General features: G+C 58.2%; 17 protein-coding genes and 2 pseudogenes. 13 read left to right on the top strand and 6 right to left on the bottom strand.

What is annotated here, in order from left to right; all coding sequences use genetic code 11:
- Positions 1–3: 3 nt before the first annotated feature.
- Positions 4–588: an MOSC domain-containing protein gene (locus RI103_RS20465; protein WP_310817204.1), complete on the bottom strand. Its 585-nt coding sequence runs from the start codon at positions 586–588 to the stop codon at positions 4–6.
- A 248-nt stretch (positions 589–836) separates the two neighbouring features.
- Here RI103_RS20465 and RI103_RS39685 point away from each other — a divergent pair, with 248 nt between their 5' ends.
- The 4 genes from RI103_RS39685 (at position 837) to RI103_RS20450 (ending at position 2,404) form a co-directional block, all read left to right on the top strand.
- Positions 837–1,022: a hypothetical protein gene (locus RI103_RS39685; RefSeq protein WP_409077015.1), complete on the top strand. Its 186-nt coding sequence runs from the start codon at positions 837–839 to the stop codon at positions 1,020–1,022.
- 91 nt (positions 1,023–1,113) lie between these two features.
- A complete protein-coding gene (locus RI103_RS39680) occupies positions 1,114–1,275 on the top strand; it encodes a hypothetical protein (protein ID WP_409077014.1) in 162 nt (53 codons plus the stop codon).
- Positions 1,242–1,436 (top strand): class II aldolase/adducin family protein, encoded by a 195-nt coding sequence (locus tag RI103_RS20455; protein WP_310818519.1) that lies wholly within the window; start codon positions 1,242–1,244, stop codon positions 1,434–1,436. The genes RI103_RS39680 and RI103_RS20455 overlap by 34 nt, the downstream gene beginning before the upstream one ends.
- A 392-nt stretch (positions 1,437–1,828) precedes the next feature.
- On the top strand, positions 1,829–2,404 hold the full coding sequence (locus tag RI103_RS20450) for an acetate uptake transporter (protein WP_310817203.1): 576 nt from the start codon (positions 1,829–1,831) through the stop codon (positions 2,402–2,404).
- 239 nt (positions 2,405–2,643) lie between these two features.
- Here RI103_RS20450 and RI103_RS20445 read toward each other — a convergent pair.
- Positions 2,644–2,785, bottom strand: a pseudogene (locus RI103_RS20445) (IS6 family transposase); the annotation flags it as partial.
- A 204-nt stretch (positions 2,786–2,989) separates the two neighbouring features.
- Here RI103_RS20445 and RI103_RS20440 point away from each other — a divergent pair.
- Positions 2,990–4,087 (top strand): recombinase family protein, encoded by a 1,098-nt coding sequence (locus RI103_RS20440; protein ID WP_310817201.1) that lies wholly within the window; start codon positions 2,990–2,992, stop codon positions 4,085–4,087.
- Between the two features lie 64 nt (positions 4,088–4,151).
- Here the strand turns inward: RI103_RS20440 and RI103_RS39675 are convergent, their stop codons facing one another.
- Positions 4,152–4,358, bottom strand: a complete 207-nt coding sequence (locus RI103_RS39675; RefSeq protein WP_409077013.1) for a transposase — start codon at positions 4,356–4,358, stop codon at positions 4,152–4,154.
- Between the two features lie 519 nt (positions 4,359–4,877).
- Positions 4,878–5,654, bottom strand: a complete 777-nt coding sequence (locus tag RI103_RS20430) for an alpha/beta hydrolase-fold protein (RefSeq protein WP_310817199.1) — start codon at positions 5,652–5,654, stop codon at positions 4,878–4,880.
- A gap of 800 nt (positions 5,655–6,454) precedes the next feature.
- Between RI103_RS20430 and RI103_RS20425 the strand changes: the two genes are divergently transcribed.
- The 8 genes and pseudogenes from RI103_RS20425 (at position 6,455) to RI103_RS20385 (ending at position 12,684) form a co-directional block, all read left to right on the top strand.
- Positions 6,455–7,651 carry a DJ-1/PfpI family protein gene (locus tag RI103_RS20425; protein ID WP_310817198.1) on the top strand — a complete coding sequence of 399 codons (1,197 nt, stop codon included), beginning with the start codon at positions 6,455–6,457 and terminating at the stop codon, positions 7,649–7,651.
- 230 nt (positions 7,652–7,881) lie between these two features.
- Positions 7,882–8,430 carry an ankyrin repeat domain-containing protein gene (locus RI103_RS20415; RefSeq protein ID WP_310817197.1) on the top strand — a complete coding sequence of 183 codons (549 nt, stop codon included), beginning with the start codon at positions 7,882–7,884 and terminating at the stop codon, positions 8,428–8,430.
- A 495-nt stretch (positions 8,431–8,925) separates the two neighbouring features.
- Positions 8,926–9,135, top strand: coding sequence for a CbtB domain-containing protein (locus tag RI103_RS20410; protein ID WP_310817196.1), 210 nt, complete (start codon positions 8,926–8,928; stop codon positions 9,133–9,135).
- Positions 9,041–9,719: pseudogene (locus RI103_RS20405) on the top strand (CbtA family protein). The gene RI103_RS20410 and the pseudogene RI103_RS20405 overlap by 95 nt, the downstream one beginning before the upstream one ends.
- A 73-nt stretch (positions 9,720–9,792) precedes the next feature.
- Positions 9,793–10,788 (top strand): GTP-binding protein, encoded by a 996-nt coding sequence (locus RI103_RS20400; protein ID WP_310817195.1) that lies wholly within the window; start codon positions 9,793–9,795, stop codon positions 10,786–10,788.
- Positions 10,789–10,912: 124 nt separating this feature from the next.
- The gene (gene nthB, locus RI103_RS20395; RefSeq protein ID WP_310817194.1) at positions 10,913–11,656 is read left to right on the top strand and encodes a nitrile hydratase subunit beta; all 744 of its coding nucleotides are present in this window, start codon (positions 10,913–10,915) and stop codon (positions 11,654–11,656) included.
- 27 nt (positions 11,657–11,683) lie between these two features.
- The gene (nthA, locus tag RI103_RS20390; protein WP_310817193.1) at positions 11,684–12,322 is read left to right on the top strand and encodes a nitrile hydratase subunit alpha; all 639 of its coding nucleotides are present in this window, start codon (positions 11,684–11,686) and stop codon (positions 12,320–12,322) included.
- 2 nt (positions 12,323–12,324) lie between these two features.
- A complete protein-coding gene (locus RI103_RS20385) occupies positions 12,325–12,684 on the top strand; it encodes a nitrile hydratase accessory protein (protein ID WP_310817191.1) in 360 nt (119 codons plus the stop codon).
- A 31-nt stretch (positions 12,685–12,715) separates the two neighbouring features.
- Here the strand turns inward: RI103_RS20385 and RI103_RS20380 are convergent, their stop codons facing one another.
- Together RI103_RS20380 and RI103_RS20375 are read right to left on the bottom strand one after the other, a co-directional pair.
- Entirely contained in the window at positions 12,716–13,003 is a 288-nt protein-coding gene (locus tag RI103_RS20380) for a hypothetical protein (RefSeq protein WP_310817189.1), read from the bottom strand.
- 300 nt (positions 13,004–13,303) lie between these two features.
- Complete coding sequence (locus tag RI103_RS20375) at positions 13,304–13,645, bottom strand: DUF4148 domain-containing protein (RefSeq protein ID WP_310817188.1); 342 nt, start codon at positions 13,643–13,645, stop codon at positions 13,304–13,306.
- Between the last annotated feature and the right edge of the window lie 543 nt (positions 13,646–14,188).

The following is a 14,188-nucleotide window of genomic DNA, read 5'->3' as shown; positions in this document are numbered from 1 at the left end:
CAGCTATACCATTTCAAGGTCTCGGTATGGCGGCGGCGGTACCTTGATGGTGATTTCGTCGCCCGAGCTTACCGGTCCCGCCGTGGTCTCAACACCCATCACGCCGGTCTTTCGCAAGAGCTTTCCTTCCGGCGAACGACCAAGAACGGCTGAGAGGACGCCCGGCTGGAACTGCTCTATTTGCGCGCACGGGTTTCTCAGGCCAGTGAGCGTGACGACCGAATGCTCGCCGATATGTAATTCTGTACCCACGGGCAACGAGAGAAGATCAAGCCCGCGGGTCGTGATGTTTTCGCCAAGGTCACCAGGTAGGACTCTAAACGCCTTTTCCAATAGCTCGTCGAATAATTCACCGTGCATGAGATGCACCTGGCGCAGATTGGGTTGCGAGGGATCTCGTGCAACACGCGAGCGGTGTTTAACCGTGGCGCCACAGTGGGCATCGCCTTCAACACCCAACCCTTTCAGCAACATGATCTGCCAAACGGATTGTTTGGAAAACGTGTGGGAGGCATTGACGTGAACCGCAATGACTTTTCCGTCCATTATCGAGTGATCTTCAAAGAATTGGCGTGATGACAAGGGCATGCATGGGTTGGTTCTGCCAGTTTCAACCGTGGAGCATTCTAGCGGATCCGCGAAAGACGCTTCCTAGCGTGCGCCGTGCTACGGCGGCGCTTTTCCCCGTGGGTGTAAGCCCCACCCGGCAACCGCTCCAGCCAGAAGCAACCTATAAGGACTCTCCCCTTCTGCAAGCTTGGGGTTCATTCCGTCATTGATCTGGTCCCCGAAAAACGGACGCCATAAGGTTGATAATCAGCCTTGTGGAGAAAGCGATGAAATCAGTACCGAAACGGAAGTACACGGGTAAGGGGGAGGCGCCAGTCAAGCGTGGGCAAAGGCCACCGGTAACGGATCTGGAAGCTGAGAACGCACGCCTGAAGCAGGAAAATGCACGGCTGCGAATGGAGAAAGAAATGCTGAAAAAAGCAGCGGCGTACTTCGCGAAGGAGTCGCTGTGAGGTACGCCTGGATCGAGCGACATCGAAACGCTTACCTGGTCGGATTGATGTGCGAGTCGCTGGACGTGTCGAAGAGCGGCTGGTACGGCGCATGCCTCGGGCACTGCGGGATGAAGCCGGCCGCATCAACGATAAGCGGGTTGGTCGTCTGATGCGTCAACACGGTTTGCCTATCATCCCTTCGAGGGCAGCACCGTTCATCCCGGCGAACAGCCACGGCTGGTCGCCAGCCTGGGCAACAAAAATGCCCTGATACTGCGTAACCATGGCCTGCTTGTGGCGGCGGCCTCACTGCCGAAGGCTTTCTGGCTGATGTGGACACTGCAACGTGCCTGTGACGTGCAATGCGCGGCTCAGGCACTCGGGTCCGAACAGCAAGTATCCATATTGGTTGCCGCGAGTGCGACGATATGATGGCAGTATTTCGAGGGAATTTGGCGCAAACTGATTGATCGAACGTGTTGAGAACAAGTCACACACCAGCCACACTTTATCCCTCGATAAGGATCGGGATACCATAACTCCGTGATGAGGTGCGGATTTCTACATTTTGCATAACTACCCTTGATAGCGACGTCAGATACAACGATCCTTCGTTCAAACGCGTGATGTGTGAGTAATCAGAAAAACCATGATTTATCGGCCCGTCGCGACGGATCCCCTTCATCCTCATAGTGGACGATTTCGCTAAGACGCCACTCTTAAGGACGACCGTCTCAAAGCGAAGCGTCACCCACGTAGTGCGAATATTTGGCCCGCCAGCTTAGTCCGCCGTGATTTACTCATGTTCGATTACAGGTAAATAAATGAGCAACAAATCCAACGTTGCAAAGCTAGGCAATCCTGCAGCGGTAGGCTTAGCCGGTTTTGCTCTAACAACTTGGCTATCGAGCATGATCAACGCAGGCTGGTTTCCAGGTGACGCAACAGCACTTGTCGTTGTCAGTGCACTTGCGTACGGGGGCGGGGCTCAAGTCATTGCCGGGGTCCTGGAATTCATAGGTGGGAATACTTTCGGCGGTACCGCGTCCCTGAGTTACGGTTGTTTCTGGCTATCGTATTCGATTTTTGTCCAATTCCTTCGAGGCAACGTCTCCCATGCATTTATCGGATGGTACTTTTTTTTGTGGGGAATGTTTACTCTTTACATGTGGGTCGCGACGCTACGTTCTCCACGTGCTTTGCAGATTGTCTTTTTACTGCTTTGGATGGCGCTTTTCCTTTTGTCCGGTAGTGAATGGACAGCGTCAACAGGTCTACGGGTCGCTTCGGGTTACATTGGATTACTCACTGCGGTTTCAGCGTTCTATTTGTCTGCCGCTATAGTAATTAACGACGCTCATGGTAAATCTCTCTTGCCTATTGGAGAAGCCGGACGATGAGGGATGACGAAAATTTGTCCACCGATTTTTTCGTCGTAACAGGCTTTTGAAAGATAAGTTTGTCGCTTCGAAGCCGCCTACGTCGGCGAGAGAGTCTTCCGTAGCGAATCAAGTGCCCAGCATTTCATCCTTGCCTCGGCAACGGAGATTTAATAACAACTTCACCAATGCGGTTCTGTCTATCTTGTCAAGCCCGTGTTATTGCATCCGGCGCACTGGAATCGGTTCGCGTTTAATTCTTTGATGATCGTGTGCATAATCTCAATGTCGGTCAGAGGATCCGGGCACAGCAAAAGGTCTTGAACTCAGGATTGGCCGCGTTCGTCGCGTGATCGTCCAATGGTCCTGCTCGAACAGGTTATTGAGATAATTGGACCTCCTGCCCGAGGTTTGCAACCCCGTCGCGCATTTCAATCAGCGGGAGATTCCTCGATCGTGATCGTCGACGGGCACGGACAATTGCACGTTTAGCATTATTAATCAGGAGACGTGCTCTTACACCGCTCGGAATATCTGAGCCTGCGATACACCACGCTGTCCTCCCGACCGGACAGCTCCTAGCGCAGCCCCCTGCTCAAACGAACAATGAGCGAAGCCGAACTGCATGTTCTCAAAGCACGACTATGCGGCGGAATCCTGAACAAGGTCAAGCGCGGCGAGCATCGCTGCCTGCTACCAACCGGCTTTGTCTACGACGAACTCGGCAACGTAGTGCTTGACCCGGATTCGCAGGTCAGGGAGACCATCGCGTACTTCTTCGAGATATTCTGGCGGGTCGGCTCCGCCAGTCAGACGGTCAAGGTCTTCAAGAATGAAGGCCTTCTGTTCCCGTCCTGCACGCGCAACGAGAAGTTCGTAACGTTCCAGCACCTCACCGCGTCGACGGCACTTCGGATGCTGAACAATCCGCGCTACGCAGGTGCCTACGCCTACGGCCGACGGCACTATCGGAGAATTGCAGACGGGTGGAAGGTGCCTCGAAGACGTGATCGCAATGACTGGCTTGCCTGGATCCCGGACGCCCATCCCGGATATATTACCTGGGAGCAGTTTCAGCAGAACCTCAAGGTTCTGGAAACAAATGGTCGTGGGTACGAAGTTGCGCGATCGTCGCCACCACGCGAGGGAGCTGCTCTACTGCAGGGCCGCGCTGTCTGCAGGCGTTGTGGTCGGCATCTCCGGCTCCGGTACGCCACGCGACGCGGACGACAGGAAGCCTGGTATGTCTGCGACCGAGCGCAAGGCGCTCATGGAGAACCTACCTGTCAGTCGATTGCCGGAGCACCGATCAATGAGGCAGTTGGTGCACTGGTCGTCGCGTCGATGACGCCGGCTGCGGTTGAGTTGGCGTGGGAGATTCGCCAGGAGCAGGCGTGTCGGGAACGATATCCACCGGCAACAACAATCCTTGTTAGCGGCGGCGTCAAATTCGTCCAAAACGGACGGTTTGAAATTCACATTGATGCAGCAATAACGCGGTGGTGGCGCGCTGGTTCTGCGCCACGGCTGACCTTGGGAAGGTTTCTGGACAGAATACGGCAACCACAAGGGAAATCAGGGAAAGGAGCGAAGAAAAACCAAGTTGTAGATAAGCCGGACACGAAGAAGACGAATCAAGAAAAGACAGTTCCACGCAGTGAGTTTCACACCGTCAAGTTTCGACGACATTCAAGTTGCCGATGACAATCCTGGACTCCTGCTATCGGTTGCCGGCTTCGTGTGTTCCGGCAACGCCGGCGGACCCTAGCTAGGCACCGTCAAGATAATGCCGGCGCCACTTGAACAGAAGGTTGGCGTTAATGTCGTTCTCGCGGGCGATCAGCGCTACCGACGCCCCCGGCTCAAAGGATTGCTGGACCAGGTGCCGCTTGAACTCAGTTGGGAAATTCGGTCGCATGTACGCACCGCCGCTCGCGCGCCCACTCCATGTCTCGTCCAGTTTGGTGCCCACCATAAGTTGGTGGGTACCAAATTACCATTCCACTCAATCAGCTGTCGAGAACGGCCCTCACGAGTTGGTTACAGGCGGTCCTCGGTGACCTGTTTGGCGCGGTTGATGTCGTCGCCCGAGGTACGCCGAAGTGGTCATGATTGAAATATGGCGCAGATTGTCGCGCAGACTCTTGGGCCCGCACCGCGCATGAGCGCATGACTGGGGTGGCAATAGCGCATCCAATACGTGTTCGCCCGGCGCAGCATGCCAGCCATACCTCTTGTCGACGCGTCTGGTATCTCTGCTTTTCGCCTGCTAGATAGTGTAATGTTGTACCTCGACCGCGCGGCTGTGGGCAGCCGCCAGTCCAATTTGCCGCGCGGCATCGAAGTATCAAACTTTCCTGAGCCGTTGCCGGTCCTGGAAATCCAGGCGCACCGGTTAAAGCCGCCGTGTTGCGATCCTAATCTCCATTCGGCTGATATCCACCCATCAGATACGCTATGGCATTCGGCAGCGTCTGTTTGATGGTGGCAAGGTCTACATGCCCGGCATTGTGGGCGAAGATGAACTGGTACTCGTACCCTTTCGCAGCGAGCGCCTTGGCCATGTTCTCGCAAGCGAGCACATAATCGTGCATCCCGTCCGCCATCGGGTTGGGATACCAGCCGTCGTAATCACCCACCTCGTACCACACCCGGATAGGCTTCCTGGGACTGTTGGGAACGAGGGGCAAGCCGGCGACTGGTTCGCTGCGACCGGCGTGGGAACGTTGAAGCTTTCCGTTTGCAGAAGCTGCGTCGGAGGCGGGCCCGCGTACTGGCTGTGATATTGCCAGGCCCCGCCCGGAAGGTTGGGGTTGTGTGGCCACTGCTGGTTGGTGAAGGTCGGGGAATAGGAGAGGACCTTGCCGAAGAGTTCGGGGTGGAACCAGGCCATGGTGAAGGCCGCTTCGGCGCTCGCGCTGAACCCCATGGCGATCCGGCCCGCAGGATCGTGGGTGAGGCGGATGCCCGCTATTTTCTCGACCTGGGGCAATACCTCGGTCTCGATGAATTCCGCGTACTGCCCGTTTATGGAATCGTACTCGAACCCGCGCTGGCTCCCTTGTGCGTCCTGGCCGCCGTTCTCGACGGTGATGGCCACCATCGGCGGGACTCGCCGCTCACGGATCAGATTGTCCAGGGCCGGGAACAGCAACGGCTCAATGCGGAACAGCGGAACAACACCTGCCGATGCCGGAATGCCGTCTCCCGACACGATGAATGGCAGGGCTCTTTGTCCGCGAGCGTCCCGGGGCACGTAGACCTGAACCACGCGGGTCCAGATGAAGCCTGCTTGATGCGCTTATACCATCGTATAGGCGAGTTACGCTAACGCGGCGTCAGCTTATCCCCCCGTAGAATAGATTTGCCCTTCGGCAAGACCTACTGTTCTTTCATCAAGGTGACGCTCGGCGTTATGACAGGGCATACCACGCTCCGTGGCCCAGTCAACCTCGCCATCCGGGCTACCCGTCGGCCCCGTTCGCTTGATTAACTGTTTCAAGGAATCGTCGTGCCAGTTGACCTGACAACTTGACATATATCAGTAACGCTTATCCGGAATACACGTTCGCGCCGTGACTTGGCAGCACATCTATCGCCGTACCGTCGCACCTTTCCGCGATTTGCATTCAATAGCTGCAAGTCAGTGGTTATTTGACCTCGATCCATAGTTCGATTGCTGCTTCACTCTTCGCTAAAGAGAGGGACACGATGTTGAACGTCGAAAGCAATGCGATTTCTGAGGTAACATCTGATAGCAGTACTTATAATATGGCTCTTGATCCCGTGCTGCCCACAGCCGACTACCCATCATCTCATCGTACGGCCCGACTCACTTCAGCGCCTGGTGTCAGAGACCCGTGGGCGTCGATGCCCGCAACCCACCCATCAGTTTGCATCCCCGCCAGGCTCGATGGGAAGTCCGCCAAGCCTGTCCTGGCGTGCCCGCGCCGTCCCCGCACACTGCCCACCCGATAGCCGCTGGCCCGCGTAACGAGCCCTTCAATGAAGCAATTCATCAGATGAAATCTATATCGGCATTCGCGCTCACGCGCCACGAAAGGATTTTCCATGAACACCCCCATCGCTACCAGACCATCCACGCTGTCGCACCCGCGGCCGTTCAGGGATATGAGCAGCCGCATGAGAAGCGTCGCTATAGTCGCTTTTCCCGGTGTCCAATCGCGGGACATTTGTGGGCCCCTCGACGTCTTCGCGGAAGCCAACCGCTTCCCGTCGGCGGACTCGCACTATCGAGTGGAAGTAGTGGGGCTGGAGCATGGGCCGCTTCGATGTTCAAACGGATTGGCCATTTTCGCCGACAGACATTTCAGTAACGCGCATGATGCATACGACCTGCTGCTTGTGGCGGGCGGCCCCGGACTGGTTCGTCGGGAGTTCACCGACGAGAGCTATGCGTGGCTTAAGCGTGCAAGTCGGCAGGCGCGATGCTTCGGCGCGATCTGCAGTGGCGTCTTCATTCTGGCGCGCGCCGGCCTGCTGGATCACCGAATGATCACCATTCACGCTAACTATGCAGACGAGCTTGCGGCGTTGTGCCCTACCGCCCGTGTCGAAGTCGACCGGCCTTTTGTTGAGGACGGCAACGTCTATACGTCGGCCGGCGCAACAGCAGCAGTCGATCTCCCCCTTCACCTGCTGAACCTGGACAAAGGCAGTGAAGTCGCGTCGAAAGTTGCCGAGCGGCTCTACGCGTCCATGCAGCGCGCGGGTGGGAAATCCCAGTCGAGTCCCCACTTCACGCCATCTGTGAAAGGCTGTTCGCGGGTTGCACAAGTCCAGCAATACGTCCTGTCGAATCTAGCCGATGACCTGTCGGTCAAAGCTCTCGCACGCATTGCGAACATGAGCATTCGTACATTCGCTCGCACGTTCGTCCACGACACGAAAATTTCGCCTGCCGAATATGTCATGGATGCCCGCATGAACGCTGCGCGCGTCATGCTGCAGGGGAGCGAAATTCCTTTGAAAGCGATCGCTTATGCGTGTGGCTTTGGGAATCCAGATCGCATGAGATGCGTCTTCCAAAGATGTCTGGGCATCTCGCCTAGGCAGTATCGCCTTCACTATCAAAGCGAAACGTGCCTTGATCGGGAACTGTATGCACCTGGCTGTCACGCTCAGGCGTGTCATCGACAGAGTAGCGGATCATCGAAAACGCCTTCCCCCTTGGGGTATCAATCGACAGATTCCTACGAAAAGAACTTCTCCGTACGTCTGAAGATGTTCCAGCAGACGAGTCAGTAACGCAGTTTGAGGAATGCTGCACGAATGTCGAGGTGATGCTCAAAGCGAATGAGACGACGACGAATGTTGTGGAGGTATGCATGAGTATGCTCGACCACTTATCGAAATATCTGAGCCCACATTGTATGCATCGATTCTTAGTTGTGTCATTTATGTTGGACGACCAGTCTTCCCGCAGGGTTTGCCTTGAATAGTGACTTTCCATCCATCGTGTGTAGAGGAATACTAAAATGCGAGCCGTCCGCAATTCCCCGCCCGCGAGCGAGCTCGACGACGATACGTTCGAATTCGCGAACGCGGTATTCGATCTCGCCCGCGCAGGCGACGCGGAAACTCTTGGCGCACTACTTGGCAAAGGTTTGTCGCCGAACCTGCGTAATCATCGCGGCGACAGTCTCTTGATGCTGGCCGCGTATCACGGACATCTGGAAACGGTGCGCGTGTTGCTTCAGCATCGCTCCGATCCAGATCTTCGCAACAGCAACGGACAGACGCCGCTGGCAGGCGCCGCCTTCAAGGGCGATCTGCCGATGATCAAGCTGTTGCTCGCGTACGGCGCCGATATCGAAGGTGCATCGCCCGACGGGCGCACGGCGCTGATGATCGCGGCGATGTTCGACCGCACCGGGATCGTCGAGTATCTGGTCAGCCGCGGCGCCAATCTTGACGCTACCGATGCATCGGGCGTCAGTGCAGCCGATGCGGCCCATCGGATGGGCGCCTCGAAAGCGCTGGCGCTTTTGCAGGAATTGAAGTCAGCGCCGCCCAGTGTGCGCTGATCTGATGTTCGGTCTATCGCATCATCCCGGCAGTTCATTCGATTCCCGTAAAGGAATGGTGCTAAGAAAAAGCTGACCAGAGCATTCGGCGCTCCGGTTTCACCGCTTCTGACGGGCCGCCTCGCCTTGTGGCGTTTCCTGCCGCAGGATCCGCACGGGTCAGGCACGGACATGTGTCGCAGCAGATAAATGATAGTCACCGCCCAATCACGATAATCACCGGCCAATCGTTGACGAATATTGGGAACACGATCGCGTTGCGTAACAGTGTGCGAACGCGCTCATGCCGCAGTGCACGACGCTTGCCTACCATTCCAAGTGGCTTACAACGTCGCTGAATTCACGCGTACAATCTCCCGATACGAAGCGCGAAAGCCAGTGTAATCGCGGCGTAGTGGCGCCACTGTAACCGGGAATCCCCACTTCCGGGAACTTGGCCTGCCTTCGTACTTCCTCTGCTGTCTACGGGACGCGATACCCCCGGGAGGTTTCAACATGAGTGAAGCAATCCTGAAACCGGTCGTCACGCCAACCCCCATCCCCGTCCGTGAACTGTTGCCCTGGGTCGTGTTCGCTGGCCTGATTCTGCTGCTTGCAATCTATTTCGTCGGTGCGGAAGAGGGCGCGACCTCGATCGTACCCGGTATGTACGTACATGAGTTCGTGCATGACGGCCGGCATCTGCTGGGCTTCCCCTGTCACTGACGCGGAGGCCCGGATGATTGGAAAGCTGCTCTTGCGCGGGATGCTGGCGGGCATAGGACTTCTGACGGGCGTCGTGACCTACGGCGCCGCGTTCGGTGGATTGTTTGCGGTGACCTTCGCATACGCGTACGGCCGCTTCGGGCGGATCTCGGCGCGACCACTGTCCGCGTGGCTCGCGTTGGCGGCATTCGTCGCGCTCGTCATCGTGCCGAACGTCAAATATCCGGCAAATCCTCCATCGGTCGGCAATCCGGAAACAATCGGCTATCGCACCTCCCTGTTTTTCCTGATGATCGCGATTTCGGTCGCGACGATATCTTTTCGCTCGACGTGCGCCGTCAGCTAGCAGTCAAGGTGGGGCAATGGAATGCATCGATCCTCGCTGGACTCGTGTTCATCGCAATCATCACGGCGGTGCAGCTCGCCTGCCGGCAATCAGCGAAGTGTCTGCGATATTTCCTGCAGTCGTGGCCTGGAAGTTTCGCGTCGCGGCCATTGGCATGCAGGTGATCATGTGGACGACGATCGGCCTGTTGTTCGGTGTGTGGGTCGAGCGCAGCGAACTGGGTGACGCCCGCGCTTGAAGGGTGCCGACATGCGTTCACCGGCGTACTTCCTCCTTTCACTTTGTCGTCATCTGAAACATGAGGGGTGTAGATGATTCACACCACCCGCTATGCCAAAGTTCCGGTCACCGTCATCTCGGGGTTCCTGGGTGCCGGCAAGACCACGCTGGTCAATCACCTGATCGAACAGCGCGCGATCGAGCGCATTGGCATCGTCGTCAACGAATTCGGAGAGGTCGGCATCGACGGCCAGTTGATCGTGGCCGACGAGCAGGCGCTGGTCGAGATCAACAACGGCTGCATTTGCTGCACGGTGCGCGTCGACCTCGTCGCCGGCATCAAGGAACTGCTGGCGCGCAGCCGCGTCAGCGGCACGCCGGTCGACAGGCTGATCGTCGAGACCTCGGGCCTTGCCGATCCGGCACCCGTCCTCCAGACCTTCCTCGCCGATCCCGACGTGCGTGAGCTCGTGGAGCTCGAGTCCGTCGTCACCCTCGTCGACGCCCGGCATTTTCCCCAGCAGATCCAGGACGAGATCGCTCGCGAGCAGGTGGCCTTCGCCGACGTCGTGATCGTCAACAAGCTCGATCTCGTCGATGACGGCGAGCGCGCCGCGATCGAGGCCGAGGTGAAATCGCTGAACCCAACCGCCACGCTCTTTGCGTCGACGCGCTCATCCGTGCCGGCTGACGACTTGCTCGGCGTGAAGCGCTTCTCCCTGCCTGCCGTGCTGGCCATCGAACCGGACCTGCTCGACGAAGACGCCGAGCACGACCACGAGCACGACAGTTCGATCCAGTCGTACTCGATTGTCGAGGACAGGCGGCTCGACCCGACGCGCTTCAACCGCTGGGTCAACCTGCTCGTCCAGGAGGAGGGCACGCGGCTGATGCGCATGAAGGGGGTGCTGAACTTTGTCGACGAGCCGCGCCAGTTCCTGTTCCACAGCGTGCACATGTTGCTGGAGGCTCGTCCCGGCCGTGCCTGGCGGCGCGACGAGGCGCGCCGCAACTGCCTGGTCTTTATCGGCCGTGGTATCGACCCGCATCGTCTGCGCAAATCGTTCGCTGAATGCCTCGCGGCCTGAGTTGTCCTGTTCGACTGCTGTCTCTTTCTCGAAAGGAACCCACAGTGATAGTGATCGAAGCCCTCCCGTCAGCATCGACGAGCCCGCCCTCGCCGATACGCCCCTGTTCGCAAGGAAACTCGCGATGAAACTAGCACACACCCTCGGTGGCCTCGAGAATCTCGGGCCAGTCAACCTGGACACCCGTGTCTTTGCGGAGGAATGGGAAAAGCGCATCTTCGGCATTCACACCGTGATGATGGCGGAAAGCACCCACCTGTCGGACGCGCTCCAGAACTATCCGGTTAAGACGCTGCCGACCGCGTTCAAGGAAAAGTGGACCTGGGCGTCGCTGCGCGCCGGCGCGGAAGACATGAATCCGTTCGAGTACTTCAAGTACCGCTACTACGAGAAATGGCTGATGGGCATCGCGCAGTTCTTTGTCGATCAGGGCTACGTGTCGGCGGACGAACTGGTCAGCAAGACCAACTACTACCGCGCCAACCCCGATGCGCCATTGCCTGCCAGTGCCAAACCGGCCATTTCGGCACAAATCGTCGATTACCTGATGCACGGCGATTCGCCACTGCGCCCGCTCGGCGGGACGCCACGCTTCGCGCAGGGGGCCCGTGTGACGGTCGCCGATCCCGACGCGGTCGATCACACGCGCCTGCCGGGGTACTTGCGCAACAAGCATGGCACAGTCGATCTCGTATACCCGGGCGCGTACTCCTATTTCGTTTCCACGGGCCCGGACGGCATCGGCGCGCCGATGCCCGTCTATCGCGTGGCGTTTGCCGCCGAGGATATCTGGGGCAAGCAAAAGAGCGAACCTAACACGACGATCTATGCCGACCTGTTCGAAGCCTATCTCGAAGCCTCGAACTGACTGGCCTTCATTGATACGGAGCGAAGCATGAGCGAACTCTTTGAATACGACGACGACCGCGAATCCGAGAGTGCCGCCAAGGTCCGCGCGCTCGAGGCGTTGCTGATCGAGAAGGGCGTCATCGGCAGCGATTCGGTCGACACGGTCCTGAAGCACTTCGAGACGGTCGCCGGGCCCTTCAACGGCGCGCGCCTGGTCGCCCGTGCGTGGGTGGACCCCGCATTCAAGCAGCGGTTGATCGAAGACACGCCAAAGGCGATCGCAGAAATGAATTTCCCGGCCGGCATGACCGGAGCGGAAGGCGAGCACATGGCCGCGGTCGCCAACGGCAACGGCGTGCACAACCTGATCATCTGCACGCTGTGCTCGTGCTATCCGTGGCCGGTGCTCGGCCTGCCGCCGTACTGGTACAAGGACCCGGTGTTTCGGGCCCGCGGCGTGCGCGAGCCGCGCGCGGTGCTCAAGGAGTTCGGCGTGCCAATCAGGGATGACGTTCAGGTCAAGGTATGGGACAGCAGCGCGCAGATCCGCTGGTTCGTCGTGCCGGAGCGGCCGGCCGGCACCGGTGGCATGAGCGAAGCCGAACTGGCGGAACTCGTCACCCCCGAATCCATGATGGGCGTGGCGCTCGTCGCTCCCCCGGCCGGCGCGTCTGCTACGGTGTAGCCATGTTCACGCGCTTTGAGGAATACGCGGCATCCAGCATGCTCGGCCAGCCCGATTCGCCGCCACGCTCACAAGGCAAGCTGCGCTTCGGTCATCCATGGGAACGCAAGGTCTTCGGCCTGGCGTTGTCGCTTTCCAAGGCCGGCTATTTCGAGTGGGAGGATTTCCGCCAGAACCTCATCCGCTCGATCGCGCAGTGGGAAGCCGGACAGTGCCCCGGCCAGCCCCAGTGGAATTACTACCAGCGCTTCCTGGTTGCGCTTGAGCAGACCATGCTTGAGGCTGGCGTGCTGTCGCCGGTCGAAATCGCAAGCCTGGCGTCGGCCCTGACCCCACCGCCTCCCCGGGAAAGGCCGCCATGATCGGTCCCATCCCCGCCCAGTTCGCCGGATCTTATCCTTTGAGTACGAAGGCTTTTGACATCGGCAATGTGCTGCTCCTGATCAAGGTGCTCATTTGTCCCATGATCGACGCGGTCATCGACTGCGTGAACCAAGTGTCGTCCGCCTTCGCAATGAATGTCTTTTCTTGATAGCGAAAGCGGCGCCCCAGCCGTTTGGAGCTGCGGGTGACGAACGGCCCGAGCTGGCCGACTTTGCCGGTTGCCCGTCGGTTCAACGCGACCCCGCCCGGCCGTTCAAGCTTCGCCCACCGAATGACGCGATTCGCAACGTCCTCCACCGGCGCTTCCGTTGCTCACGCCCTCTTTCATACTTGCGCAACCACAACAACGTTCCGTCCGTTGCGTCGTGAAGTTGTTGCGATCCGTGTCGCTGGACAGCATGCGTCTGTGCAGGCCGGTCATACTAACGAACGTGTGCGAGCCGCGAAACTGGCGCGCGAGTCGCAACCTGCCCCAAGCGATCGAAGCGCTCGTTCACGTGCCGGCGCTCCCCCTCGGCCAATTGCATGAGACGATTGCCCACACCTCGGCCGCCCTCTCCTTGGTGCTGCGGGAACGCCTTTCAATGAATATCAGGCTTACATCGGTGCTAACAGGTCACTGCTCGATTCAATCCGTGTCGTGGGCACCTTAACGTTCTCTCCGAGACAATCGGCCCGGTATTTCAACCTGAGGCGCGCTTCCGCCAACTGGATGTTCGACGGATAGTACCTTTCATCGCGAGCCGACGGCTCGTAGCCGACCGATTCCAGTTCGCTAAGCTCTTGCATCAGTTGAGCATGCGTGACCGGTTTGCTTAATGGCTTGAAAGGATAGTCGTTGCATTCAGCCGGTGTCAGCTTGCCGGCTGCTGACGCCACGCCGCTTGCCAGCAGCAGCGCCGAAGCGAGAGCGATGGCGGGAACGAGTGACTTAAGCATGGTGAAATCTCCAGTTGTTGGCCGCGAACGGCAGTTGAGTGCCGAACAATGTGTTGCGACAACAAGGGAGATAAGTATAAACCCTTACTATATGAGAAGTCTTTTCGATAGTTTCTATCGATCAAATAGGTCGATTCTGCCTTTCGATGCATGCCCGCGGCTCCGCAGTACCCGCAGCGAAGGCGGTACTCCTCGATTGACCTGGTTAAACCTTCGCCTCTTGTGAGCCTAAAGCGAGCCGAGGGCGAAACAGGCTATTGATCCTCTGTATTATCAACAGGGGAGCAACCTCAAAAATGCGCGACGCTCCGGTCGGCAAAAACCACGACGCCGCGCTTTTTCCAGATACGTCCGGCCGCTCATTGAATCAGCCTGCTCACGAGCGTTCGTTTTGAAAAATTTTCGCACGTCAGGCGTTCGCGCACGTAAGGTTCGAATGGCACTGATCGGCCCCGTTGCAGACGCTAGGCGCCTGCAATTCGGACGGCCGTTGCTCTAGATGCGGTCCGTCACAAGCGGCATCCGGGCAATTAAGGCCTGTCG

Source organism: Paraburkholderia sp. FT54 (genome assembly GCF_031585635.1).
Classification (GTDB): domain Bacteria; phylum Pseudomonadota; class Gammaproteobacteria; order Burkholderiales; family Burkholderiaceae; genus Paraburkholderia.
The sequence above is the reverse complement of the archived record's forward strand: the minus strand, read 5'-3'. Positions and strand labels throughout refer to the sequence as shown.